We start from the raw sequence: 23,167 nt of genomic DNA, 5'->3' as shown, positions 1-23,167 counted from the left end.
ACCGCAGCGGCCGCCTGTCCTTCGTGGCCCGGGACGACCGTGAGGTCGACGTCTACCGCTGGATCGAGAAGGCCCAGCAGGAAGTCGAGCGGGACGGCAACCGGCGACGGGTGGTCTTCCTCGTCGACACCTGCTCGGCTGGCGCGGCCACGGGGCGGCAGCCGATCTCCGAACTGAACGGCAGCCGCGGGGTGTGGGCGCTGGGAGCGTCTCCCAGCACGCTGCCGACGGAGCAGGGCCGGTTCAGCCACTGGATCGCCACGGCGCTCAACCGGGTGCGCGGCTACGACTTCACACTGAACGACGAGGCGATCAAGTTCACCGCGTTCGTCCGGGAACTGATCCAGGTGGCCAGGCGGGACGTGCCCTCCTGGCGCATGTCCCTCGGCTTCAGTTTGGAACAGGGGGACGGGGACTGGCCGTTCCTGCCAAACCCCAGGACCGCCGGCCTCACCGCCGAGCAACTCCGGATGCGCCGACGCTCCCTGGGCTATGTGCCGGGCGAGGAGGAACTTCGCAAGGACCTGGGCGCCCGGATCGCCGCAGGCGAGGAGATCGCCGACGCGGTCTACTTCCACGACCGAGCCTCCGGACGTGGCCTCGTCTCCGCTGGCGGCAGGGAAGGTTTCTTCTCTGGCCGTGCCGCCGAGTTGAAGCGCTACATGGAATGGCAGGCAGGCGACGGCCCGCTGATGACGGTGACAGGTGCGGCGGGGGCCGGGAAATCGGGACTGCTGGGTGTCATCGTCTGTGCCGCGCACCCGGAACTGCGCGGGAACTTCCACGAACTGTGGGCGGATGTGGAGCCCAAACTCCCAGAGGTTCCCGACGTGGTCGCGGTGCACGCCCGGCAGCGTTCGGTCGAGCAACTGCTCGACACCATCGTGAGGCTGACGGGTCTGACACCGCCCGTGGACGAGGACGAAGACGTCCACGGTGACGAGCGCGACACCCCCGAGTGGACCGCCGACCTGCTGCGCAAGGCACTCGACCGGGAGCAGAAACATCGCCTCCTCGTGCTCGACGCGGTGGACGAGAGCACCGATCCACAGGCCGTACTGGACCTGGTCGCCGACCTGATCGCGCCGAAGAACCAGCGCGACACCGCCGGCCCGGCGCCCTGCCGCATCCTGCTCGGCGGCCGCCGCGAGGTGATCAACGGACTGTCCGCGATCGACAGGATGACGCGCGTGGCCGTCGACCGCATCGACCTGGACACCGCCGACCCGGCCGCGGTGGAGGAGGACGTACGGCAGTATATCGCGCGGTTACTGGTGACCAGCGAGTGCTACGCCACCGGGCCCGCCTCGGAGTTCGTCGGCGTACTGGCGAAACAGGGGGCGGAACGCATCGTCCGCGGCATGCGGCCGGACAGCCAGTGGGGTCCCTTCCTGCTCGCCGGGCTGTACGCCCACTACCTGATGACGCTGGAGAACCCACCGCGGGACCCCGCCGCCGCGGACGCGTACGCCAACCGTGTGTCGGCGAACCTGCCGGACCTGCTGGAGGCCGTCCTCAAGGCGCGTGCCGCGGAGCACCCCGCGCTGCGAGCGGTGCTCGCCGTGCTCGCCCGCTCCAAGGGCGACGGCATGCCGCGCGTGACGCTGCGGCGCTGTCTGCGGGCGCTGAACGCCGACGACATCACGGAGAAGGAACTCGACGAGACCCTCCGGGAAGCGTCTCCGTTCCTCCGTACCGGCGTCGACCGTGAGAGCAAGACGCTGTACCGCATCTTCCAGCAGGGGCTGGCGGACTACCTCCGCGACCGCCCGGTGAGCCGGGATCCGGTGGACGAGGCCGGCAGTCTCGAGCTGGAGCGGAAGTTGCTGGCCGAGATCGTCGGCCCTTTCATGGGCAAGGCCGACAGCGGCTCCCCGGACCGCTGGTACGCGGCCGAGCCTTATGTACTCCAACACGCATTGGGACACGTCATGGCGGCCGATTCCGCCCAGTGCGCGGAGGAACTGCTCAGCGACCCCTACTTCCTCATCAGGTTCGACCCGCGGCAGGACCACCGTGCGATCGATCTGTGCCGGTCCGAGCGGGCGCACGAGTACCTGCGGCTGCTCAGCGCGTCCTGGCCCGCACACGGCAAGCTGCGCGGCGCCGCCGACCGTGCGTCCGTGTTCGCCTTCGACTCGGACCGGTTGGGCCTGCTCGAGCACCGAAGGCGGTTCGCTCTGATCGCCAAGGAGGTGGCGTTCCAGCCGGAGGATGCCGCCCACTCGCTCCTGTGGGCTGCGGGCGGCCATGTGGACTCCAGCTCACAATTCATCGAGACAGCAGCCACATCGGTGAGAGATCTGGCGTTCTCCCCTGACGGTGAGCTGTTGGCCGTCGCCACCTACAGCGGCGTCCACGTTCTGGAAACCGAGACCTGGCAACAGGTGTCCCCCCTCTTCGGCACCACTCTCGGCAACGGTTTCGAATTGTGGGCCAGCCATGTCGCGTTCTCACCCGACGGCCGTCGGCTTGCGCTGGCCGCCGCGACCTGGTCCCGGAACGTCCAGTTGTGGGACGTGCAGAACCGCGTGCTCATTGGGAGGCCGTGGAGCGTCCAGACCGGTGCGGTCAAGGCGCTGGCCTTCTCTCCCGACAGTCGTCGCATCGCCGTCGGCAGCAGCGAGTTGGGGATCTCCGTCTGGGACGTCGGCGACGACGAACCCGTCGAGCTGGCTCGGCCGAAGGACAGCGATGACCCCACCGACGTGCAGTTCAGCCCGGACGGACGCTTCCTCGCCATGTGCGGTCCCAGGGGAGTGACGCTATGGGAAACGAAGACGTGGGAACCTCTTCCGCTCAGCACCGATGAGGCAAACGCCATCGCGTTCTCCGCCGACGCACGCCTTCTGGCCGCGGCGTGTGACGACTACGTCGTGCTGTGGTCCTGTGATGCGTACGACGAAGTGCGCCGCATCCCTATGAGCAAGCCCTCTTCCCATCTCGCCTTCTCGGCCGACGGGTCCCTGCTCGCGACGGGCGGCTGGGGTTCGCTGCGCGTGCTCGATGCGGTATCCGGGGATGAGCTGAGCTGTCTCATCGAGGCCGATGCGCGCATCGTGGGGGTCGCGTTCCATCCCCTCATCAACAGGGTTCTGGTGAGTGGCGACTTCGACGGCCATCTCCGAGTCTGGAAAGGGTTCGGCGAGGAGAAACACATTCCACAACTGACGCGGTTCGACTCCGACGATGCAACGGGCTCACCCGACGGCGGCCTCGTAGCAGCCATCGACAAGAACGAGCGTCGTCTAACACTCCGTGATGCCACGACCGGAACCGAGTTGGGGTCCTTCATGTTGAAGGCACACGATGTCGTTTTGCACTTCTCCCCGGACAGCCACGCGCTGGTGACGGTCTCCTACCGCAAGCAGTTCCTACAGGTCGTTCGCACCGGCTCGATCCCGTTCTCCGAACCGGTGGCGGTCCCCCTCGGCGGCAATCCAATCTCGACGAGCCCGGCCATCGTGTTCTCTCGTGACAGCAGGCTTTTCGCGCTCGTTGTACTGGAGCCTCATTCGGAAGCGTGGACTCTCAAGGTCTGGGACCTTCAGGAATTGCGCCTCACCACGCGCATACCTCTGCCGGGGCCACCGAATACGTTCGGCTTCGCAGGCTTGGACAAGCTGCTGGTCGGTATCGATGGCGCCCTCGCCGTTTACGCCATCAACGGTTCGGAAACGGCGGTGTCCCCCGAATGACCCGCGTCCTCGGCATCCACGGCGTCCGCAACTACAAAGCCGCCGACACCACCCCCGACATCGGAAGCAAACGCCTGCGCACCGACTGGACCGCCGCGCTCGGCAGCAGCGTCCCGGGGCTTGACCTGGAGACGGCCTACTACGCCGACCTGCTGCGCAGTGAGCGGCAGGGCGATGAGCTGGCCGACGTCGAGACGGTCCTGGTCGAGGGGTGGGCCCGGGCCTGGGGTGTCGATCCGAGCGGGGTGCAGGGCCGGGCGACGGGCTGGCTCCGCTGGATCTGCGGGCAGGTCGCTCAGCGCAGCGGGCAGCGGCCCGCCGTGGTCGAGAAGACGGTCCGCGCGTTCTTTCCGGAGGTGGCCCGCTACTTCGCCACCGGTCGGGCGGCCGTGCGGGAGCGTGTGACGGCAGCGCTGCTCCGGCACCGGCCCGATGTCGTCGTCGCCCACTCGCTGGGCAGTGTCGTCGCGTACGAGGCGCTGCACGGGCTGGCGGACGAGCTGGAGGTGAGGCTGCTGCTCACCCTCGGGTCTCCGCTGGCGCTGCCCCATGCCGTCTTCCACCGTCTCGATCCCGCTCCGCGTGACGGCGTGGGGTCCAAGCCCGACGGTGTGCTGCGGTGGGTGAACGTCGCCGATGTCGGGGACTTCGTGGCCATTCCCAAGGGGGAACTGACCCGGGTGTTCCCGGAGGTCGAGGAGCTGCCGGAGATCAGCATCGCGCCCGCGTGGCCGCACAGCGTGCTCGACTATCTCCGGCACCGCTCGGTGTCCGAGGCCATCAGGGCAGGGGCCCCGACGGGCCGTCACGCGGCGGGTTCGGGCTCCGGCCGGAGCGCGAAGGAATAGGGGGCCCACGGGCCGGTGACCTCGACGCGGAGGCCAGGGACGCCCTCGGCGGCCGCCAGGACGCCGGTGCGGAAGGCGTCGACGCGGTCGGCGGGGACGAGGTAGGCGTCGTTGCCGACGTTGGTGCCGGGGGCCGGGCCGGCGAGGCTTCCACGTTGCGGGGTGTGCGAGACGCGGTCGACGGCGAGCGTGCGGGCGGTCTGCGTGAGGTGTACGGCGGCTTGGGCGACCGTACGCCAGGCTTCCTCGTTTCTGCGTTGTCTGCGGCGGCGGATCGACAGGTAGGCGCGGCCGACGCCGAGGCCGGCGGGCAGGTCCCGCCCGGCGTCGGGGTCCGGCTCGGGTGGTGTGATGTCGGGTGTGGCGTAGATCTTGACGCCGAGTTCGACATGGCCCGTCAGGCGGTCCAGGAGGGACAGGAAGTACGCGCGGCGGGTGTCGAGGGCCTGCCGGGCGCGCTCCTCGTCGGGGTAGACGGTGGCCAGGCGCAGGGGCAGGACGGCGGCCCCGCTCGCGACGAGCGCGGCGACCACGGCGTGGTGGGAGCGGACCGTGGACTCCATCCAGTCCAGGTCGTCGAGGTGGGCCTTCAGGGGCGTCTCGGCGTAGTCGGCGGCCGGGACGTGGCCGACGGCGAAGGCCAGCCGGGAGGCGGGGTCGGCGGGCTCCACCAGGCGGACCGGGTCGCCGGCGACGCCGCGCATCTCCGCCGCCGCGGCGGCGGCCTCGGGGGTGCGGCGCAGGACCGCGTAGACGTAGACGACGGTCGGGGCGGTCGGGTCGGTCATGGCTCCGGCTTCCTGTCGGCCGCTTTGAGGGCGGCGATCTCGGCGCGCAGCCGGGCGTTCTCGTCGGCCAGGGACCGCTCGGGGCGAGCGGCGCGGGAGGAGAGGGAGGGATCGTGTTCCCACCAGTCGATGCCCATCTCCTTCGCCTTGTCGACGGAAGCGACGAGCAGGCGCAGCTTGATGGTGAGCAGTTCGATGTCGAGCAGGTTGATCCGGATGTCGCCGGCGATGACCACGCCCTTGTCGAGGACGCGTTCGAGGATGTCGGCGAGGTTGGCGCTCTGGGCGCCGGGCCCTTGGCCGTAGGGGGAGGGGAGGCGGGGCGGCCCGGTCAGTCCGCCTGTGGCCGGATGGGTCATGGTCGGGCTCGTCTCCGGGCGTCGATCTCGTCGAGTCGGTCCAGCAGTTCGTCCTCGCGGCGGTCGTACTCGTCCTCGTCGAGGCGTCCCTCCAGCAGGGCCCGTTCCAGGTCGACGAGGGCCTGCCGGACGGGGGCCGGATCGTAGTACTGCGCCTCGGCGGCGGCCTGGAGCTGCTCGGCGGCCCAGAGGGTGGTGCGCAGCGGCGCGAGCGGGAGGGTGAGGATGCCGGTGAGCAGGCCCATGTCAGGCGGCGAAGCTGTACGGGGGCAGCGGGCCGCGCAGCCTGAAGTCGTAGGCGGCGCCGTAGTCCTGGGCCAGGCGGCGGCCGGCCGTGGTGAACTCCTCGGCGCGGGCGCGTTCGACGAGGAACGACACGTTGAGGAAGTCGTCCTTGGCCGGGTCCGCCACGACGCTGGCCCTGGCGAGTGCGGACAGCCGTCCGACGATCTCCTCGGCCTGCCGCCGCTGCCGGGCGTCGACCTGCCGGGCGACCAGTTCGCCGAGGGCGAGGCGGTCCTCGTAGCTGCCGGTGCCGTCGCGGGTGCACCGGTTGAGCCGGCGGGCCTCCTCCGACCCGTCGAGCACCTCGCGCAGCAGGTCGTCCTGGTCGCGGGCGGCCTTGAGGTTGAACTCGGCGGTGCCGTGCAGTTCGCCGAGCCTTCGCGCGTAGTCCTGGCCCTGCTCCTCCAGGGCCGTCCGGACGGCGGTGTCGTCGGGGGCGAGCAGGCCGAACCGCATGGGCAGGACCGAGCCGTCGGCCATGAGCCGTTCCTGGAGTTCCTGGTGGGCGGCGAGGTCGCGCCGTTTGGGCCGCAGACCGGGCGGTGCGGCGCTGACCACGGCGGCGAGCGGGCCGTGGACGACCACGCGCGGGGGGTCGTCGGTCCCGCCGACGGTGCGCAGGCCGTCGAGCCGCAGGGGGTGGTCGGAGCGGGTGACGGCGTAGACGTAGACGCCGCTCACCGCTCGTCCTCCCGGCGGTCCTTGTCGTCGCCGTCGAAGAGGTCGCCGATCGCGTCGATGGCGCCGCCGATCGCGCCGCCGGTCTTGCCCCGGGCGCCGCTCTCGACGAGGTTGCCGACGATGTCGGTGAGCTTGTCGGGGGCCTTGCGGCCGGACTCCAGGTCGAGGCGGTTGCAGGCCTCGGCGAACCGGAGATAGGTGTCGACGCTCGCGATGACGATGCGTACGTCGATCTTGAGGATCTCGATGCCGACCAGGGAGACCCGGACGAACACGTCGATCACGAGCCCGCGGTCCAGGATCAGTTCGAGGATGTCGAAGAGGCCGCCTGTGCCCGACCCGCTGGAAGTGGCGGCGGGTTGCGTCCCACCGGTCTGCGTCATGACGGTCACGGTGCGATTCCTCTCGCGAGACTCGTTCTCGTGCCGCCCGTAGGTACGGGGGTGACGGCGGGCGTGTTCACGCCCGCAGCGAAATCGGGTCCCGCGAAAGGCGAGTCGAGGCGATCAGGACCGGCGTCAGCGGCCTCGGTCGAGCTGGCCGCGGGCGTACCGGCGGATCCGCTCGTAGCCCAGGAGCAGGCCCTCCGGGTCGAGGGTGACCCGGTAGGTCGCCATGATGGTCATGGTGTCGGGGACTCGCTCCAGCTCCACGACCTCCACGTCGGCGGTCCAGCCGTCGGGCGTCGGGCGGACGGCGGTGACGGAGTCGGGGGTCGTGCCGAGCAGTTCGGCAAGCTGGGCCGCCGCGCCGCGCATGGCCTGGACGGCCGTCGTACGGCCGGATGGAGTCGCCTGGTCATCGGTGCTCGTCATGCTCCTACCGTGTCAAGGCCCCGGTCCCTGCGGGGGTGATTCGGCCAAACGGTGTCGCCTGGTGGAAGTAGAGCAGCCACCCGTCCTCGGTCCGCCGCCACAGCGAACTGCGGTGTGCTCGGCTGCCGTCGCACTCGGTGTCGAAGGTGAGGTGGACGAGGTCGGCGGCCAGCCGTACGCCGTGCACCCGGGAGGGGACGACAGGCGGCGACTCGAGGTCGGTGGCCTCGACCAGGGCGGCGATGACGGCTTCCCGGCTCCAATGCCGCCCGGAGGCGCCGAACTCGTGGAACTCGGGGTGCAGCAGCGCCGCGATCCGCTCGGGCGAGCGGCGCACGTCCGGGTCGAGCAGTGTCAGTTCGCCGTCGATGGCGGCAGCGACGGCCGGGTCGCGTTCAGGCACCGGTCATCTCCACCAGCTTGACGACGGTGTTCCAGTTGCGGGTCGTGGCGACGACCCCCTTGTTGATGCGCGGCTTCGACAGGTGTTCGGCCAGCTTGGAGCGGCCCAGGCCGTTCGGGGCGTACAGGTACAGGGCGCGGTCCCCGAGGCGGAACTCCTCGGGGAGGTAGGCGGCCTGGTCGATCTCCGCGAAGCGCTCGGGGGTCACGGGGGCGGAGAAGTACGTGACGTGGAGCTGTTTGGGCTCCAGGTCGGTGGCCGGGAACGGGCAGGCGTCGGCGATCGCCTTCAGATAGGCGTGGTCGCGCACGATCACGTCGACGCCGAACCCGAAGTGCTCCTGGATGGCCTGCCTGATCTCGGTGGCCAGCGACTCCTCGTCGCCGTGGCCGGAGGAGAACACGGCCTGGCCGCTCTGGAGGTACGTCGTCACGTCCTCGTAGCCGAGGCCGGCCAGGAGGGTGCGCAGGTCCGCCATCGGGACCTTTTTGCTGCCACCCACGTTGATTCCGCGCAACAGTGCCGCGTACGTCGTCGTCATCCGCTCACCCTAAGGCGGCCGTCGTGCCCCGTGGGGGTGGGCACGACGGCCGGTGGGCGGCTGCCCGAGCCCCGTAAATTACTCACCGGTCATCGCGGGGCACAACCTTCTGCTCAGGATCCACACACCCGAGGAGACCGATAGGTGTAGGGGACCGCGGTCCGTTCCGGTCCTCCCCAGTGGGGAGGGAGCACGCGCCATGGGGATGAGGTCCGGCCCGTCTACTTCACCGGGCAGCACGAGGTGCCGGGTTTATCCGGCTCATACCTTCGAAACGCAAGGGGGCGGCAGGGGGCCGGCCCCGCATCACGAGGGGGCAAGCCCGTCATGGGGAACGGAGAAGCACGGGTGCGGGGCCTGGCCGCCCGGGCCGGCGGCTGGAGTGCCCGGCACCGATGGGCTGCCGTCGGGATCTGGGTGCTGTTCGTCGTCCTGGCGATGGGGCTCGGTTCGGCGGCCGGCCGGGTCGACGTCAAGGACAGCGACCAGCTGCGGGGGGAGACGCACACCGCCGCGAAGATCATCGAGGACGCCGGCATCGACGAACCGGCCGGCGAGACCGTGCTGATCCAGGCCAAGGGCTCCGGTCTGAAGGCCACGGACGCCGAGTTCCGGGACGCCGTCACGGCCGTGGTCCGGGCCGTCGAGGGGACCGGCCGCGTCACCCACGTGACCTCGCCGTACACCACGAAGACGATCTCGAAGGACGGGCGCAGCGCGCTCGTGCAGTTCGACATGCGCGGCGAGCCGGACACCGCCGGTGAGCGGGTCGAGCCGGTGCTGGGGGCCGTGGCGGACGTCCAGCAGGACCACGCGTCGCTGCGGATCGAGGAGATCGGCGGCGCCAGCATGATGAAGACGTTCGACGACGCGTTCGGGGACGACTTCAAGAAGGCCGAGTACTCCGCGGTGCCGGTGGCCCTCGGCATTCTGCTCATCGCCTTCGGCGCGCTGGTGGCGGCGCTGCTGCCGGTGGCGCTGGCGCTCACCGCGATCATGGCGACGATGGGCCTGATGGGGGTGATCAGCCACGCGGTGCCGATGACGGACGCCGCGAACTCCGTGATGCTGCTCGTCGGTCTGGCCGTCGGTGTGGACTACTGCCTGTTCTACCTGCGCCGTGAGCGGGAGGAGCGCGCCGCGGGACGGGACGCGCAGACGGCGTTGCGGATCGCCGCCGCGACCAGTGGCCGCGCGATCGTGGTCTCCGGTGTGACGGTGTGCGTGGCGATGGCGGGCATGCTGTTCACCGGGCTCGCCGAGTTCGAGGCGATGGGTCTGGCCTCGCTGATCGTGGTGGCCGTGGCCATGGTGGGGTCCGTGACCGTGCTGCCCGCGCTGCTCTCGCTGCTGGGCGAGCGGGTGGAGAAGGGCCGGGTCCCCTTCCTGAGCCGGCGCAGGCAGGGCGGCAACGGGGAGAGCCGGTTCTGGACGGCCGTCCTGCGGCGGGTGCTCGCCAAGCCGGTCGTGTCCGTGGTGGTGGCGACCGGAGCGCTGCTCGCCGTCGCGGCTCCCGCGGTCGGTATGAAGACGCAGAACTTCACGCTGGACCAGGAGTTCGGTGACTCGCTGCCGATCGTGCAGACGTACAACCGGCTCAACGAGGCCTTCCCGGGCGGCTCGGATCCCGCCCGGGTGATCGTCAAGGCGGACGACATCAACGCGCCCGAGGTGCGCTCGGCGCTGGCCGACTTCCGTGAGCGGGCGGTCAGTTCGGGGGCCTCGCGCGGCCCGGTGGAGATCGAGCTGCACGACGCGCAGAACCTCGCCTTCGTGTCCGTCCCGCTGGTCGGCGGCTCCGACCTCGACAAGGCGGGCGCGAGCCTGGACACGCTGCGCGACGACGTGCGGCCCGCCACGCTCGGCAAGGTCGACGGCGTCGAGGCCCCGATCACCGGGCAGGTCGCGGGTTCGAAGGACTTCAACGACCAGTTGGCGGGAGCCGTCGTCCCGGTCTTCGCGTTCGTCGTGGTCTTCGCCTTCGCGCTGATGCTCCTGTCGTTCCGCTCGCTGACCGTCGCGATCACGTCGATCGTGCTGAACCTGCTGTCGGTGAGCGCGGCCTACGGCGTCCTCGTCGCGGTCTTCCAGCACGGCTGGGGCGCCTCGCTGGTGGGGGCGGAGGGCGTCGGCGCGATCATCACCTGGTTGCCGCTGTTCCTCTTCGTGATCCTGTTCGGCCTGTCGATGGACTACCACGTGTTCGTGGTCTCCCGGATCCGCGAGGCGCGGATGCGGGGTCTGGCGACGAAGGACGCGATCCGGCACGGCGTGGTCACCACGGCCGGGGTCGTCACCAGTGCCGCGGTCATCATGGTCGCCGTGTTCGCGATCTTCGGGACGCTGTCCATGCAGTCCATGAAGCAGATGGGCGTCGGCCTCGCGGCCGCCGTGCTCATCGACGCGACGATCATCCGGGGCGTGCTGCTGCCTGCGGTGATGGCGCTGCTCGGGGAGCGCAACTGGTACCTGCCCACCTGGCTGCACCGGCTGCCCGACCTCACGCACGACGAGACACCGCAGGCGGTCGCGGGACCGGCGGCGCGGGACGACGAGGGCGAGCCCGTCAGGGCCTGATCCCCCCGCTCCCCCGCCGCAGCGTGCAGGGCCCGTCGGTTCCGGGGGAACCGACGGGCCCTGTCAGCCGGTGAGCCGCCGCACGTGCAGCACGTCCTCGTCGCAGCGCACGATCTCCAGCTCCCGGTCCGGGCGGTCACCCCCGAAGGTGAGCGCGAGGTGACGGTCCGACACGAGCCGCCAGCGCCCGGGCACGGCGCCGGGAGCGTCACCGCGTCCCAGCGGATGGTCGGTGAAGGTGCCGTCGGGCGCGAACTCCATGCCGCGGCGCCCGCGGGCCGGCGGGAAAGGGTGGTCGTCCGGCCGGTACACCCGCACGTCCTCGTGGTCCTCCTCGTAGGAGTGGAGCCACGAGCGGAACAGGCCCGATGGGGGCTCATGCATGACCCGGCCACCCCATTCGCCCGGATAGTCCGCCGCTCCGCTCGGCGTCGCCCGCCTCCGCAGCGCGTGTCACACGCGCACTTCCGCAGCCGCGTGCGCGGCACCCTCCGCTTCCCCGAGGGACAGACATGTCCGATGCGCAGTCATACCATCGCGTCACCTCCGCCGACTACAGCCGCTGGTGCGGCGCCATGGAGGTGCACCGCAGACTCCTCAGCCAGAACCCCGAGTACGCCGAGAACCGGGCCCAGATCGAGAACGCCGCGTTCGCCTACGAGCAGCTGGAGGCGAGCACCGCGCGGCAGAGCCTCGTCGACATCCCCGTCGTCGTGCACGTCGTGCACAGCACCACCGAGCAGAACATCGGCGACGCCCAGATCCACAGTCAGATCGAGGTGCTCAACCAGGACTTCCGCGCGGCCAACCCGGACATCGACAAGGTCCCCGCGGTCTGGCAGGACCTCGTGGCCGACGCGCGCGTCCAGTTCCACCTCGCCCGGACCGACCCGCTGGGCCGCCCCACGGACGGCATCACGCGGACCTCGACGTCGACTCCCGACTGGGACACGGACGACCTGGTCAAGTTCAGCCTCAGCGGCACACCGGCTTCGGGACCACCGGCACCGCCACCGCGCCCTTCGACGGCGGCCGCACCGCCGTGCACGAGATCGGGCACTGGCTGAACCTGCGGCACATCTGGGGCGACGACGACGAGGGCTGCAGCGGCAGCGACTTCGTGGCGGACGACGCCGCGATGTTCATGTTCACCAAGGGGCAGGCGGCGCGCATGGACGCCGCCCTCGAGCACGCCCGCATGACCCTCACCCGCCAGGCCGTCACCGTGTGACGGACCGGCGGGCGACGGCCGCCGCGACTACCGCCGGCGCGCGAGGAGTTCGGCCTCGATGAGGTCGGCCGCGCGCCGCGTGCCGCCCTCCCGGGCCGTCTCCGCCTGGATCTCCCTCAGCCGGCGGGCGACCTCCGGGTCGTCGACGAGGGCCAGAGCCGCCTCGCGCAGCGCCTCGCCGGTCGCCTCCTGGGTGAGAAGGCGGCGCGCGACACCGAGGCCCTGGAGTACCTCCGCGTTGCCGAACTGGTCCGCGGCCTGCGGTACGGCGATCATCGGCGTGGCGGTGGCCAGGCCCTCCTGGCTGCCGCCGGCGCCCGCGTGCGTGACGAACAGGTCGGCCTGCTTCAGGATCGCCAACTGCGGTACCCAGGTGCGCACGTCGACGTTGGCCGGAACGTCCGCGAACTCGGCCGGGTCGATGTGCTTGCCGACCGAGAGCACCAGGTGCCAGCCGGGCAGGTCGCCGAATGCCTTGACGCACTCCCGGTAGAAGCCGGGCTGCTTGGTGAAGGCGGACCCGAGCGACACGAGCGCGACCTTCTCGGCACCGGCCGGCCGCTGCCAGCCGCCCTCGGCGGTGCGGTCGCCCTGACAGGCCCCGACGAAGGAGTACACGCGTCCGTCGACGCGGTCCGCGTTCGGCTGGAGCGCCCTGGGGATCAGGACGATCGAGCGGTCGGGACGGCCCCCGAAGTCGTCGGGGTGCTGAGTGATCCCGTTCTCCTCCAGCCAGGCGTGGAAGCGGGCGTAGTAGGCACGGCCGCGCTCGGTCTTCTTCGGCTCCTCCCACAGGGGCTCGGCGACCTCCTTCTCGAACCCCTCCCAGGCGACCATGGCCGGCGACAGGGAGATCGCGGGCACGCCCCAGCGGTGGGCCAGGACGCGGGCCGGGTAGGAGGCGATGTCGTGCAGGACGAGGTCCGGTTCGTCGCCCTCGTACGCCTCGATCAGCTGCGGGAGGGCCTGGATCGCGTCGTCGAGGAACGGCTCCACGTTGTCCAGCAGCGTGCTCCCCCAGGCTTCCGGGTCGTCGTCGGGCGAGGGCAGCGTCGAGTGCCACGGCTTCACCTCGGCACCGGTGTCCGCGACCTTCTCCGCGAGGACCGGCGGGATCGCGTACGTCACGCGGTGGCCGCGCGCCACGAGTTCGCGGATCACCTCCAGACTCGGGTTCACATGGCCGTGGGCGGCGATGGAGAACATGGCGATGTGCGCGCGACTGGTCATGCGCCCGACCGTATACGAGACGAGACGTCTCGTGCAATCAATAAGGGTTCAGCGGGTCAGCCCCTCGTGCAGCCGAAGCCACCTCTCCGGCGTCACCTCGCCCACCAGCACGCCCGGGTCCAGGCGCACCGCCCGGAACGCGGCGTCCACCCGCCGCCGCGGCCAGGCCCGCCGCAGCGACGCGTGCAGTGAACCGCCGGCCCCGGAGAAGCCCAACTCGACCAGCTGGCGCCAGCTCCGGTACGCCGCGGCGTCGAGCAGCGGGGTGTCGCGCCGCTCCAGGCGCAGCACCCCGGCGTCCACGCGGGGCACGGGCCGGAAGCTGCGCCTGCCCACGCGGCCCAGCAGCCGCCACTCGTAGCGGGGCCAGGTCCGGACCGTCAGCAGCGTCCAGCTGCCGTAGTCGCCGGTGCGTTTACGGGCGTACTCGAGCTGGGTGAGCAGCGTGGCGTCGGTGAGGGCGGGGGCGTGCAGGCACCAGTCGACAACGGCCGCGGTACGGGAGAACGGCACGTTCCCGGCGACCGAGAAAGGCGTGCGCGGCGGCTGTGCGGCCAGGAAGTCCGCGCCGACGACCCGCACCTGCGGGGTGCCGGAGAAGCGGCCCCGCAGGACGGGCACGAGCCGCGGGTCGATCTCGTACGCGTGCAGCTCCCGGCAGCGTCGCGCCAGCGCGGCGGTCAACGCGCCCTTGCCCGCGCCGACTTCGAGCAGCAGAGGGACCGGCCGGGCCCCCGGGGCGGCGAGCCGGGCGAAGCGTTCGGCGGTGGCGCGGTCGGCGAGGAAGTTCTGGGAGAGCGCGCGGGAAGTAGCGGTGGGGCGGGCCATGGCCTGCGGTCCTTGTCTTCCGTGAGGGGTGTGGGGGCAGCCGAAGGCCCCGACCGGAAGACAGAGGGAGAGGAGAGGTGAGACGCCGGGCTCAGAGGCTCAGCGGGCGTGACTCCCCGGGCCGGTCAGGGCTCCGGGGCCGCTGCGCACCCGTGCGGCGTGCGCGCAGCCCCGGCCGTGACCGGAGATGTAGATCGCGTTGATACCCACGGGCAGCACGCTAGGCGCTGCCGAAGACGACGCGCAACGGGATTTCGCCGGGGTTCAGCGCTGGTAGCGCGCCAGCACCAGGTTGCCGTCCTCCTCCAGGCGTGTGCGCAGCTCACGGATGCCGATGGCGCCGCTGTAGTACTCCTGGAGGGCCGGGGTCGCCACCTTGTCCTTCCATTCGGGGTAGCCCCGTACGGTCTGTGCGGGCGCCGGGCGCAGATGGGCGGCGAGCGCGGTGCCGGTCGCCCAGCCGTGCTCGGGTGTGCGCAGGGCCGGGTGGTTCAGCGCCCGGCCGCCGGTCGGCAGCATCCAGTCGCCGAGGGCGAGGCGGACCATGTTCCGCGGTCTCAGCATGAAGTCGATGAAGGCGGCGGCCTCCTTCTTGTGCGGGCAGTCCTGGGCGACCGACAGCGTCTGCGGGCTGACGCCCTGGGTGAGTCCCGCAGCGCCGGCCGGGGCGGGCAGCACCTGCCAGGCGAAGCCCTTCGGGGCCTGCTGCGCGATCTGCTGGCGGTAGGAGAAGCCGAGCGGGACCATCGCGTATCTGCCGCCGAAGAAGCCCGGCAGGGTGTCGGAGCCGCCGCTGCCCAGGGTCGTGGGCGAGGCACTGCGGTCGGCGCCGGCCTGGGCGTGGATGGTGCGCGGCACCACCTGGTCGGCCGCCTCGAACCGGACCGTCACCTTGCCGTCGGCCCCCCGGTGGAAGAGCTGTCCGCCCGTCGACAGGGAGAGGTTGAGCGTGGCGGAGACCGGTTCTTTCAGGGGCCAGGCGACGCCGTACTTCCCCCGGCCGCTGAGCTGTCCGGTGATGCGGCGGAACTCGGGCCAGCTCCACGGCTTCCGGGGGGTCGGGATCCGCACTCCGGAGCGCTTGAGCCACGTCGCGTTGGCGATCAGCACACGCGGCTCCTGGAGGAACGGCACACCGTAGACGCCGTCGCCGAAGGTGGTGGTCTCCCAACTGCGCCGCGGGATGTCCGACTTCAGCCGGGCGGGCAGCAGATCGGTGAGGTCGGCGAGGTAGCCGCCGTAGGCGAAGTCGGCGAGGTCGTCGGAGGCGTCGTGGATGATGTCGGGTGCCTCACCGCCCTCGAAGGCCGTCAGGAGCTGGTCGTGGACGCTGTCCCAGTTGCCCTGGACGTACTCGACCCGCACGCCCGGGTGGGTGGCGTTCCACTCCTTCACCAGTTCCTTGTTGGCCTCGACCGATTCCTCCTGCCAGGCCAGGGACTGGAAGCGCAGGATGATCCGGCCGTCGTCGCGGGTGCCGCCCGAGGAGCAGCCGGCGAGGAGCAGCAGGAGGACCAGGGACAGCAGGCGTGCGCGCATCAGCTCTTCACCGCCCCGGTGAGCAGGCCGCCCGTGATGCGCCGCTGGATGATCGCGAAGACGACGAGTGAGGGCAGCGTGGCGAGGAACGCGGCGGCGGCGAGCGGGCCCAGGTCGGCGACGCCCTCGGCACCGATGAAATGGGCGAGCACCACCGGGAGGGTCTGTTTCTCCGGTGTCTTGAGCAGCACGAGCGCGAAGAAGAACTCGTTCCACGCGGTGATGAACGCGAACAGCGCGGTCGCCACGACGCCCGGAGCGAGCAGCGGCCCCGTCACCGACACCAGCGTCCGCACCCGGCCCGCCCCGTCGACCGCCGCGGCCTCCTCCAGCTCGGGCGGCACGGCCCGTACGTACCCGGCGAGCATCCACAGCGCGAAGGGCAGCGCCCACACCACGTACACCAGCACCAGCCCCGGCACGGAGTCGATCATTCTCAGGTTCTTCAGCACGAGGAACAGCGGGATGATCAGCAGCACGAACGGGAACGCCTGGCTGACCACCACCCAGCCCGTCACGGCCTTCGCGAGCCGGGTGCGGCGCCGGGCGACGACGTAGGCCATCGGTGTCGCGATCAGCACGGCGACGACGGCCGCCGCGAGTGCGGCGAGCAGGGAGTTGAGGGCGGCGTGCAGCAGCGGCTGTTCGTCGAAGGCCTGCCGGAAGTTGGCGAGGGTCGGGTCGCCGGGGATCCACGTCGGGTGCAGGCTGCCCAGCTCGCGCGGCGGTTTGAACGCGGTGGAGACCAGCCAGAGGAACGGGAAGGCGAGAAAGACCAGATAGGCGAGCAGCGCGGTGTACTGGCCGACGCGGGCCGGGGTGCTGGTCCTCATGTGTCGTCACCTTGCCTGAGGCGGCCGGCGAGGAAGACGGCCAGGGCGATCGAGATCAGGGCCACCATCACGCAGCCCATCGCCGCCGCGTAGCCGAACTGTCCGTAGCGGAAGGCCTCTTCGTACGCGAAGAGCATGGGCAGGCGGGTCCGGCCCCCCGGGCCGCCGCTGGTGAGGACGTAGACCAGGGCGAAGGAGTTGAAGTTCCAGATCAGGTTGAGCGCGGTGATGGCCAGCGCGATGGGCCTCAGGGCGGGCCAGGTGACCGTGCGGAAGCGGCGCCAGGCGCCCGCTCCGTCGACCGCCGCGGCCTCGTGGAGTTCGCGCGGGGTGTTCTGCAGCCCGGCGAGCAGCGCCACCGTCGTCTGCGGCATGCCCGCCCAGACCCCGACGACGATCACGGCGGGCAGTGCGGTGGCCAAGCCGCTCAGCCAGTCCCGGCCGCCGCCCAGGCCGAGGTCGCGCAGGGTCTCGTTGAGGACGCCGGCGTCCGGGTTGTAGACGAGCCGCCACATGATGCCGACGACGACCTCGGGCATGGCCCAGGGAATGATCGCCAGGGCACGGGCCAGCCGGCGCAGCCGCAGGTCCTGGTCGAGCAGCAGGGCGAGGCCCAGCGCGAGCAGGAACTGCGGCACGGTCACCCCGGCCGCCCACACCAGCCCGATCCGGAACGACTCCCAGAACAGCGTGTCGTGCAGCAGGTCCCGGAAGTTGAGGACGCCGGTCCACCGGGTGGGCTCGGTGCGGCCCGACTGGGCGTCGGTGAAGGCCAGCAGGATCCCGTACAGCAGCGGCCCGACGCTGAGGACGAGGATGGGGAGCAGGGCGGGCAGCACGAGGAACCAGGCGCCGTGGTCGACGGCCCGCCGGGGCCGGCCCGCGCCGGGCGGGCGTCCGGCCGGTCTCCCCGGCGGCGAAGGGGGCGAAGCCTCGGTCACCAACGTCACGGCATCAGCCCCTTTGACGGCTCGGGCGGCCAGGTCATGGTCGTGAAGGCGTTCTGCCTCGTCAAGGCACCGCGCACGCCGTCCGACCTGTGCCGATGCGACACTGACCGGCGGATGGCCGGAACCCGGCGGCGCACGACAGGGACGACGGCGGCGAACGTGACGACGGAGGCGGACGATGGACGAGGCACGGGCTCGGGACGTACTGGCGCGGGCGGGCGTGCTGCCGGGTGCGGCCGGCGAGGCACGGCTGCTCGCGCTGGGCGAGAACGCGGTGTTCGCCTCCGGTGACCTGGTCGTCAAGGTGGGCCGCGACGCCGGACTCCTCGACCGGGCGCGGCGCGAACTGGACATCGCGCTGTGGCTCGCCGAGGCGGATGTCCCGGCGGTACGGGCGGCCGAGCGCGAGCCCCTGGCGGTCGACGGGCACCCGGTGACGGTGTGGCACCGGCTGCCGGATGCCGTACGGGCCGCCGAGCCGCGGGATTTGGCCGAACTGCTGCGGGTCGTGCACGCCACGCCCCCTCCTTCCTTCGATCTGCCGCCCCGCGATCTGCTGGGCGGTGTGGAGCGCTGGCTGCGGCTCGCCGGGGACGCGATCGATCCGGCGGACGCGGCGTATCTGCGGGAGCGGCGGGACGGGTTCGCGGCACAGGCGGCGGCGCTGACGCCGCATCTGCCGCCGGGGCCGATCCATGGGGACGCGCTGCCGCGCAATGTGCATGTGGGGCCCAAGGGTCCGGTTCTCGTCGATCTGGAGACGGTCTCGTCCGACCTGCGCGAGCACGACTTGGTGGTGATGGCCCTCTCCCACGACCGCTACGGGCTCCCGGACGAGGCGTACGGCTCCTTCACTGAGACGTACGGCTGGGATGTGCGGGAGTGGGAGGGGTGCTCGGTGTTGCGGGGCGCCCGGGAGACGGCCAGTTGCGCGTGGGTGGCGCAGCATGCGCCGAGCAACCCGCAGGCGCTGGCGGAGTTCCGGCGGCGGGTGGCTTCGCTGCGGGACGGGGACGAGACGGTGCGGTGGTATCCGTTCTGAGCGCCTACGGTTCTCTGCTCTGGATGCCTCGGGCGGCTCGGCGTAGTTCGGTGAGGACGGTGCGGACCGCTGTGCGGGCCATGCGCTCCGGGCGGTACAGGGCGTCGATGTGGCGTCGCGCCTGCGCTCCGCTGAGCGGCCGGAGCACGAGCGCCGGATGCGGGCGCATGGTCCAGCGTGGCATCAGGGCGATACCGCCCCCGGCGGCCACGACCTCGGCGACCACCGAGAACTCGTTGATGCGGTGGGCGAGACGGAGCCTTCGGCCCGCCGCGGCGGCGATGGCCTCGATCGTCGCCAGGACCGGGAACCCCTCGTGCACGGTGATCCACGGCTCGTCGGCCACGTCGCGCGGGGTGACGCGGCGCTTGGCGGCCAGGGGGTGGCCGGCGGGCATGGCCACGTCCAGCGGCTCGCGCAGCAGCGTCGTCGTGGCCACCGTGTCCGGCCATGGCGGGGCGTGGTCCAGGCGGTGAGCCAGGACCACGTCGTACTCCCGGGTGAGCCGGGGGAAGTCCTGCTGCGCTACGTCCTCGTCGGCCAGCCTCGGCACCGGCTTGCCCGCACCGGCCAGCGCGCGCAGCAGCGGCGGGAAGAAGGCGGCGCCCGCGCTGTGGAACGCCGCCACCGACACCTCGCCGCCGGGCGCCCCCACGAACTCCTCGACGGTGTGCCGTGCGCGGGCCAGCGCCGTCTCCACCTCCACGGCCGCGCCCGCCAGCGCCTGCCCGGCGTCGGTGAGCACCAGCCGTCGCCCCTGACGCTCGGTGAGCGGCACCGGGATCGCGCGCTGAAGCAGCCGTAGCTGCTGGGAGATCGCCGACGGCGTCACCAGCAGCGCCTCGGCCACCGCCGTGACGCTGCCCAGTTCGCCGAGCTCTCGCAGGATCCGCAGCTGCCGTTCGTCCATCGCCTCAGTGTAGGGAGGATGTAGGTCTGCTAAATGATCGTTTTAGGGACTGGTACTGGGCTTCATAGACGTCTCCGGTGCACCGTAGGCGCGTGTCCGACGTCCGACGTACCGATGCGGTACTCCTCCTTGTCGCGCTCGTCTGGGGTTCCAGTTATCTGTCCGCCCAGACGGCCACTGCCGCGCTCCCCGTCCTGCTGGTGCTGTTCGCCCGCTACGCCCTTTCCGCGCTCGCCTGCGTCGGCGTCGTCGCCGCCCGGCGGCGCGGGTCGCGCCGGTGGACGCGTGACGAGCTGCGGGCCGGGGTACCCCTGGGGCTGACCCAGGCCGCGGTCCTGGTCGTGGAGACGTACGGCGTCGCTCACACCAGTGCCGCCAACGCCGGGCTCATCATCAGTCTGACCATCGTCCTCACCCCGCTCCTCGACCGTGCCGGCCGCCGTGGCGCGCTGCCCGTCTCCTTCTTCGCCGCGACCGGTGTGTGCGTCCTGGCCGTCGGGCTGCTGATGTCCGGCAACGGCTTCCACGCGCCACGCCTCGGCGACCTGCTGATGCTCGGCGCCGCGCTGATCCGGGCCGCGCATGTCGCGCTGGTCGGCCGCTTCACCACCGGGCGGGCGATCCGGCCGCTGCATCTGACGACGGTGCAGACACTCGTCGGCACGGCCCTGTTCCTGCCGGTCGCCGCGCCCGGCCTGCCGACGCTGGTCCGCACGGACCCGGCGACCTGGGCCCAGCTGGTCTATCTCGCCCTGTTCTGCAGTGTGTTCGCCTTCCTGGCCCAGACCTGGGCCGTGCAGCGCACCTCCGCCAGCCGGGCCAGCCTGTTGCTGGGCACCGAGCCGGTCTGGGCCGTCGCCGTGGGCACCGCCCTCGGCGGTGAGCACCTCACGCCCCTCACCGGCCTCGGGGCCGCCTTGATGGTGGCCGGTACGTACTGGGGCCAGGCAGTGGAACGCGCGCACCGAAGCACCCCCGGGCCCCCGCCTCCCCCGTCCCGCCCCCTCGGCAAGGACTCCGCACGCCCGACCGCTCCCAGCACGCCCCCCGTCGGCACGACACCGACCACCACCTGATCTCCCTGCTCGACTCCGCCTCCGTCGACTACCGCCTCATCGACCACGAGCCCGAAGGCGCCACCGAAGCCGTCTGCGCGTTGCGCGGGCATCCTGCCTCCGAGGCCGCGTCGCCGCCCTGAGGACCGTCGATGACGACAACCTCGACCCGATCCGCGCGCCAAGTCACTGCCGAGGACGCCCTCCGCGCCCGGACCGCAAGCGTGGGACGGGCCTGCGCCCGGGGAGTTCGCACCGCACCGTTTCGTCACAGGGCGACGAGCTGCCACTGCTGGTTGGTGCCGGTACCGACAGGCCACTGGATGACGCGGGCGTTGTCGGCCGTGGAGCCGTCTGCGACGTCCGCGCACCAGCCGTTGCCGACGTTGACGAGCCGGTGGTAGGCGCCGCCCGCGTCGACGAGCTTCCACCGCTGGCTGTCGCCGCCCGTGTCCTGCCACTGGACGAGCTGGGCGCCCTGGGCGGAGCCGCCGGGGCTGTCGAGGACCTTGCCGCTGTGTCGGGCGGCGAGGCGACAGTTGGTCGGGCAGGGCCGGCAGGATCTCCAGGACGCCGGGGCGGGAGTAGATCAGGGACTCGGCGAGTACGCCGGGCAGGGCGTGGGCGGCGTCGGCGTTGTAGATGTCGAGGTTCGGGTTGTGGGAGGTCATCAGCGACCTGAAGACCATGTTGTTGCCGATGATCTTCTTCAGGTTGTCGTAGACCTTGCCGCCGTCCTTCAGCCGGGCGCCGGCCAGGGCGCGGTGGTGGCTGCCGTGGGCGGAGATGTTCTGGTCGCCGCGCTTCTCCAGGGCCTTGAGCGCCGGGCGGACGAGCGAGGGCTCCTCCTCGGGGTTGATCTCGTGCAGCGGCCAGGCGCCGTACAGGTGCTGGATGTGCCGGTGGTTGTAGCGGTCGGTCAGGCTGGGCCAGGACCATTCGGCGAGCGCGCCGTCGCCGTTGACGCGGTAGTCGGGGATCTTGCGCAGCAGTGCGGTCCAGCGGGCGACTCCCTGGCCGCTGCCCTGTTCGACGCCGAGGGTGTTGGCCGCGTCGATGGCGGCCTGCAAGGCGTGCTTGCCTGCCGTGATGTCGACGGTGGCGTTGATCGACAGACACACGCCGGTGTTGCCGGGCGAGTTCTCCATGGAGAAGGACGGCACGAAGACCGCCTTGCCGCCCGAGTCGGTGCGGGTGAGGAAGTCCTCGTAGAACAGGGCCAGTTCCATCAGGGCGGGAGCCAGCTTGGTGCGGTGGAAGTCGCTGTCGCCGGTGACCTCGTAATACTCCAGCATCGGATAGAGCAGCCAGTCCGCACCGCCGGTCCAGCACTGTCCCGGGAACGAGCTGTTGTTGAAGTGGAGCATGTGGCCGTACTCGCCGTCGGTGCGGGACGGGGCCAGGAAGCCGCGGGCTCCGTAGAGGTTCTTCGCGTTGGTGCGCCAGTCGTCGAGCTGGCCCAGGATCAGGTCGAAGTAGCCCTCCATCGCCTCGGTCGTGTCGAGGATGTTGCCGCCCGCGACCTGGAGGTTGACGTTGGCGTCGGTGGTGAAGTCGTCGGCCCAGGCGCCGTTCCAGGAGCCCGTCCAGATGCCGGTGAGCCGGGGCGGCAGGATGCCGCTGGAGCTGATGAAGAGGTAGCGGCCCGAGTCGTAGAGGCGCTCCAGCAGGGCGAGGTCGATGACGCTCCGGTCCGCGTTCTGGCGGGCTATCAGCTCGCTGACGGAGAGCTTGCGGCCGGCGTCGGACACGTTCAGGTCGAGGCGGGAGCGGTCGTAGAGCCCGGTGTGGAGGGCGGTGTGCGCGGAGCTCAGCGTCGTGTAGTGCCGAGCGTGGCCAACTGGGCGTGCAGCGGCTCGGAGTTCCAGGCCGTGGAGGATTCGTAGCGGTCCAGTTTGGTCAGTAGGATCACCCTGGTCGCCCTCGCTACGGTCGCCGACGTGTCCGGTGCGTCGAACGCGGACGGCGCCGCCGTGATCCAGTGGCCCTACTCCGGCCAAGGCAACCAGCAGTGGGCCTTCCAGTCCACCGGGGACGGCTACCACACCATCACCTGCCTCAACGGCGGCAAGGTGCTCGACGTGGCAGGGTCCTCAACGGCGGACGGCGCGGCGGTCGTTCAGACGACCGCCGACGGCAGGACGAGCCAGCAGTGGCAGCTGCGCCCGCAGACCGGTGGCGAATTCATCCTGGTCAACCGCAACAGCGGCAAGGTGCTCGATGTCAAGGGAGGCAGTACGGACGACGGTGCCGCGCTGATCCAGTACCGCGACGTCGGCAGCTCCAACCAGCGGTGGACCTTCCACCGCGTCACCGGCTAGGTGCCTCCCAGCGGATCCAGACATCCGGTCAAATCCTGACGGTGACTCATCTCGGAGCCGCCTCCAGGGCTTTGAGCGGTCCCACCCTTGACATACATGGGATGTAACGCCAGTCTCCGTGCCGGAAATCAGGTGCGAGTGATACACGGTGGACCCCGAATCAACCGGAAGGTCGCATGAAACTCCTGCAACGAAGCGGAGCTCGAGTCGCTGGAACGGCCATCGCCGTCCTC

The 23,167-nt window shown here is 71.1% G+C and carries 22 protein-coding genes and 3 pseudogenes; 8 read left to right on the top strand and 17 right to left on the bottom strand.

Translation table 11 applies throughout. The annotated features are described in order from the left end of the window. Nucleotides 1-23 precede the first annotated feature (23 nt). Nucleotides 24-3,698 (top strand): hypothetical protein, encoded by a 3,675-nt coding sequence (locus tag ACFZDA_RS02410; RefSeq protein WP_391073617.1) that lies wholly within the window; start codon nt 24-26, stop codon nt 3,696-3,698. Then, entirely contained in the window at nt 3,695-4,546 is an 852-nt protein-coding gene (locus ACFZDA_RS02405; protein WP_391073614.1) for a serine peptidase, read from the top strand. Before ACFZDA_RS02410 ends, ACFZDA_RS02405 begins: the two co-directional genes overlap by 4 nt. Here ACFZDA_RS02405 and ACFZDA_RS02400 read toward each other — a convergent pair. From ACFZDA_RS02400 to ACFZDA_RS02365, 8 genes are all read right to left on the bottom strand, one after another. Beyond that, nucleotides 4,504-5,334 (bottom strand): GvpL/GvpF family gas vesicle protein, encoded by an 831-nt coding sequence (locus tag ACFZDA_RS02400; protein ID WP_391073612.1) that lies wholly within the window; start codon nt 5,332-5,334, stop codon nt 4,504-4,506. The genes ACFZDA_RS02405 and ACFZDA_RS02400 overlap by 43 nt on opposite strands. Continuing rightward, nucleotides 5,331-5,693: a gas vesicle protein GvpJ gene (locus tag ACFZDA_RS02395; protein ID WP_391073609.1), complete on the bottom strand. Its 363-nt coding sequence runs from the start codon at nt 5,691-5,693 to the stop codon at nt 5,331-5,333. Before ACFZDA_RS02395 ends, ACFZDA_RS02400 begins: the two co-directional genes overlap by 4 nt. Next, entirely contained in the window at nt 5,690-5,938 is a 249-nt protein-coding gene (locus ACFZDA_RS02390) for a gas vesicle protein GvpG (protein ID WP_391073606.1), read from the bottom strand. The genes ACFZDA_RS02395 and ACFZDA_RS02390 overlap by 4 nt, the downstream gene beginning before the upstream one ends. Before the next feature lies 1 nt (nt 5,939). Then, nucleotides 5,940-6,659, bottom strand: coding sequence for a GvpL/GvpF family gas vesicle protein (locus ACFZDA_RS02385; RefSeq protein WP_391073603.1), 720 nt, complete (start codon nt 6,657-6,659; stop codon nt 5,940-5,942). Further along, complete coding sequence (gvpJ, locus tag ACFZDA_RS02380; protein ID WP_391073600.1) at nt 6,656-7,042, bottom strand: gas vesicle protein GvpJ; 387 nt, start codon at nt 7,040-7,042, stop codon at nt 6,656-6,658. Before gvpJ ends, ACFZDA_RS02385 begins: the two co-directional genes overlap by 4 nt. 135 nt (nt 7,043-7,177) lie before the next feature. Further along, nucleotides 7,178-7,474: a gas vesicle protein GvpO gene (locus ACFZDA_RS02375; protein ID WP_391073597.1), complete on the bottom strand. Its 297-nt coding sequence runs from the start codon at nt 7,472-7,474 to the stop codon at nt 7,178-7,180. Between the two features lie 4 nt (nt 7,475-7,478). Beyond that, a complete protein-coding gene (locus ACFZDA_RS02370; RefSeq protein WP_391073594.1) occupies nt 7,479-7,877 on the bottom strand; it encodes a DUF4440 domain-containing protein in 399 nt (132 codons plus the stop codon). Further along, nucleotides 7,870-8,418: a DUF1697 domain-containing protein gene (locus tag ACFZDA_RS02365; protein WP_391073591.1), complete on the bottom strand. Its 549-nt coding sequence runs from the start codon at nt 8,416-8,418 to the stop codon at nt 7,870-7,872. The genes ACFZDA_RS02370 and ACFZDA_RS02365 overlap by 8 nt, the downstream gene beginning before the upstream one ends. 327 nt (nt 8,419-8,745) lie before the next feature. On the opposite strand from ACFZDA_RS02365, the gene ACFZDA_RS02360 reads away from it, so the two are divergent. Next, nucleotides 8,746-10,995 carry an MMPL family transporter gene (locus tag ACFZDA_RS02360; RefSeq protein WP_391073589.1) on the top strand — a complete coding sequence of 750 codons (2,250 nt, stop codon included), beginning with the start codon at nt 8,746-8,748 and terminating at the stop codon, nt 10,993-10,995. Between the two features lie 63 nt (nt 10,996-11,058). Here the strand turns inward: ACFZDA_RS02360 and ACFZDA_RS02355 are convergent, their stop codons facing one another. Next, a complete protein-coding gene (locus ACFZDA_RS02355) occupies nt 11,059-11,379 on the bottom strand; it encodes a hypothetical protein (RefSeq protein WP_391073586.1) in 321 nt (106 codons plus the stop codon). Nucleotides 11,380-11,507: 128 nt separating this feature from the next. On the opposite strand from ACFZDA_RS02355, the gene ACFZDA_RS02350 reads away from it, so the two are divergent. Both ACFZDA_RS02350 and ACFZDA_RS02345 read left to right on the top strand, forming a co-directional pair. Continuing rightward, nucleotides 11,508-12,062 carry a hypothetical protein gene (locus tag ACFZDA_RS02350; protein ID WP_391073583.1) on the top strand — a complete coding sequence of 185 codons (555 nt, stop codon included), beginning with the start codon at nt 11,508-11,510 and terminating at the stop codon, nt 12,060-12,062. After that, nucleotides 12,038-12,226, top strand: a complete 189-nt coding sequence (locus tag ACFZDA_RS02345) for a hypothetical protein (RefSeq protein ID WP_391073580.1) — start codon at nt 12,038-12,040, stop codon at nt 12,224-12,226. The genes ACFZDA_RS02350 and ACFZDA_RS02345 overlap by 25 nt, the downstream gene beginning before the upstream one ends. Nucleotides 12,227-12,253: 27 nt before the next feature. Here the strand turns inward: ACFZDA_RS02345 and mgt are convergent. The 5 genes and pseudogenes from mgt to ACFZDA_RS02320 form a co-directional block, all read right to left on the bottom strand. Beyond that, nucleotides 12,254-13,493: pseudogene (gene mgt / locus ACFZDA_RS02340) on the bottom strand (macrolide-inactivating glycosyltransferase). A gap of 11 nt (nt 13,494-13,504) precedes the next feature. Next, on the bottom strand, nt 13,505-14,284 hold the full coding sequence (gene erm / locus ACFZDA_RS02335; RefSeq protein ID WP_391073577.1) for an ErmE/ErmH/ErmO/ErmR family 23S rRNA (adenine(2058)-N(6))-methyltransferase: 780 nt from the start codon (nt 14,282-14,284) through the stop codon (nt 13,505-13,507). 264 nt (nt 14,285-14,548) lie between these two features. Further along, entirely contained in the window at nt 14,549-15,823 is a 1,275-nt protein-coding gene (locus ACFZDA_RS02330) for an extracellular solute-binding protein (RefSeq protein WP_391073574.1), read from the bottom strand. Then, nucleotides 15,823-16,656 carry an ABC transporter permease subunit gene (locus tag ACFZDA_RS02325; RefSeq protein WP_391073571.1) on the bottom strand — a complete coding sequence of 278 codons (834 nt, stop codon included), beginning with the start codon at nt 16,654-16,656 and terminating at the stop codon, nt 15,823-15,825. Before ACFZDA_RS02325 ends, ACFZDA_RS02330 begins: the two co-directional genes overlap by 1 nt. Further along, the gene (locus tag ACFZDA_RS02320) at nt 16,653-17,606 is read right to left on the bottom strand and encodes an ABC transporter permease subunit (protein ID WP_391073569.1); all 954 of its coding nucleotides are present in this window, start codon (nt 17,604-17,606) and stop codon (nt 16,653-16,655) included. Before ACFZDA_RS02320 ends, ACFZDA_RS02325 begins: the two co-directional genes overlap by 4 nt. A gap of 178 nt (nt 17,607-17,784) precedes the next feature. Here ACFZDA_RS02320 and ACFZDA_RS02315 point away from each other — a divergent pair, with 178 nt between their 5' ends. Then, on the top strand, nt 17,785-18,648 hold the full coding sequence (locus ACFZDA_RS02315) for a phosphotransferase (protein ID WP_391073566.1): 864 nt from the start codon (nt 17,785-17,787) through the stop codon (nt 18,646-18,648). Between the two features lie 4 nt (nt 18,649-18,652). Here the strand turns inward: ACFZDA_RS02315 and ACFZDA_RS02310 are convergent, their stop codons facing one another. Then, the gene (locus tag ACFZDA_RS02310) at nt 18,653-19,558 is read right to left on the bottom strand and encodes a LysR substrate-binding domain-containing protein (RefSeq protein ID WP_391073563.1); all 906 of its coding nucleotides are present in this window, start codon (nt 19,556-19,558) and stop codon (nt 18,653-18,655) included. Between the two features lie 92 nt (nt 19,559-19,650). On the opposite strand from ACFZDA_RS02310, the gene ACFZDA_RS02305 reads away from it, so the two are divergent. Further along, the gene (locus ACFZDA_RS02305) at nt 19,651-20,634 is read left to right on the top strand and encodes an EamA family transporter (protein ID WP_391073560.1); all 984 of its coding nucleotides are present in this window, start codon (nt 19,651-19,653) and stop codon (nt 20,632-20,634) included. A 247-nt stretch (nt 20,635-20,881) separates the two neighbouring features. Here the strand turns inward: ACFZDA_RS02305 and ACFZDA_RS02300 are convergent. Both ACFZDA_RS02300 and ACFZDA_RS02295 read right to left on the bottom strand, forming a co-directional pair. Continuing rightward, nucleotides 20,882-21,091: pseudogene (locus ACFZDA_RS02300) on the bottom strand (RICIN domain-containing protein); the annotation flags it as partial. 175 nt (nt 21,092-21,266) lie between these two features. Further along, nucleotides 21,267-22,427, bottom strand: a pseudogene (locus tag ACFZDA_RS02295) (lectin); the annotation flags it as partial. Between the two features lie 126 nt (nt 22,428-22,553). Between ACFZDA_RS02295 and ACFZDA_RS02290 the strand changes: the two are divergent. After that, on the top strand, nt 22,554-22,934 hold the full coding sequence (locus ACFZDA_RS02290) for an RICIN domain-containing protein (protein ID WP_391073557.1): 381 nt from the start codon (nt 22,554-22,556) through the stop codon (nt 22,932-22,934). Nucleotides 22,935-23,167 lie beyond the last annotated feature (233 nt).

The sequence above is a fragment of the Streptomyces sp. NPDC007991 genome (assembly GCF_042958445.1).
GTDB lineage: Bacteria > Actinomycetota > Actinomycetes > Streptomycetales > Streptomycetaceae > Streptomyces.
The sequence above is the reverse complement of the archived record's forward strand: the minus strand, read 5'-3'. Positions and strand labels throughout refer to the sequence as shown.

Excerpts from the sequence above, each read along its gene's own strand:
- ACFZDA_RS02325 (WP_391073571.1), bottom strand. The coding sequence starts at position 16,656 with ATGAGGACCAGCACCCCGGCCCGCGTCGGCCAGTACACCGCGCTGCTC.
- ACFZDA_RS02350 (WP_391073583.1), top strand. The coding sequence starts at position 11,508 with ATGTCCGATGCGCAGTCATACCATCGCGTCACCTCCGCCGACTACAGC.
- ACFZDA_RS02360 (WP_391073589.1), top strand. The coding sequence starts at position 8,746 with ATGGGGAACGGAGAAGCACGGGTGCGGGGCCTGGCCGCCCGGGCCGGC.
- ACFZDA_RS02310 (WP_391073563.1), bottom strand. The coding sequence starts at position 19,558 with ATGGACGAACGGCAGCTGCGGATCCTGCGAGAGCTCGGCGAACTGGGC.
- ACFZDA_RS02400 (WP_391073612.1), bottom strand. The coding sequence starts at position 5,334 with ATGACCGACCCGACCGCCCCGACCGTCGTCTACGTCTACGCGGTCCTG.
- ACFZDA_RS02395 (WP_391073609.1), bottom strand. The coding sequence starts at position 5,693 with ATGACCCATCCGGCCACAGGCGGACTGACCGGGCCGCCCCGCCTCCCC.
- ACFZDA_RS02315 (WP_391073566.1), top strand. The coding sequence starts at position 17,785 with ATGGACGAGGCACGGGCTCGGGACGTACTGGCGCGGGCGGGCGTGCTG.
- ACFZDA_RS02330 (WP_391073574.1), bottom strand. The coding sequence starts at position 15,823 with ATGCGCGCACGCCTGCTGTCCCTGGTCCTCCTGCTGCTCCTCGCCGGC.
- ACFZDA_RS02365 (WP_391073591.1), bottom strand. The coding sequence starts at position 8,418 with ATGACGACGACGTACGCGGCACTGTTGCGCGGAATCAACGTGGGTGGC.
- ACFZDA_RS02375 (WP_391073597.1), bottom strand. The coding sequence starts at position 7,474 with ATGACGAGCACCGATGACCAGGCGACTCCATCCGGCCGTACGACGGCC.
- ACFZDA_RS02390 (WP_391073606.1), bottom strand. The coding sequence starts at position 5,938 with ATGGGCCTGCTCACCGGCATCCTCACCCTCCCGCTCGCGCCGCTGCGC.
- ACFZDA_RS02405 (WP_391073614.1), top strand. The coding sequence starts at position 3,695 with ATGACCCGCGTCCTCGGCATCCACGGCGTCCGCAACTACAAAGCCGCC.
- ACFZDA_RS02355 (WP_391073586.1), bottom strand. The coding sequence starts at position 11,379 with ATGCATGAGCCCCCATCGGGCCTGTTCCGCTCGTGGCTCCACTCCTAC.
- gvpJ (WP_391073600.1), bottom strand. The coding sequence starts at position 7,042 with ATGACGCAGACCGGTGGGACGCAACCCGCCGCCACTTCCAGCGGGTCG.
- erm (WP_391073577.1), bottom strand. The coding sequence starts at position 14,284 with ATGGCCCGCCCCACCGCTACTTCCCGCGCGCTCTCCCAGAACTTCCTC.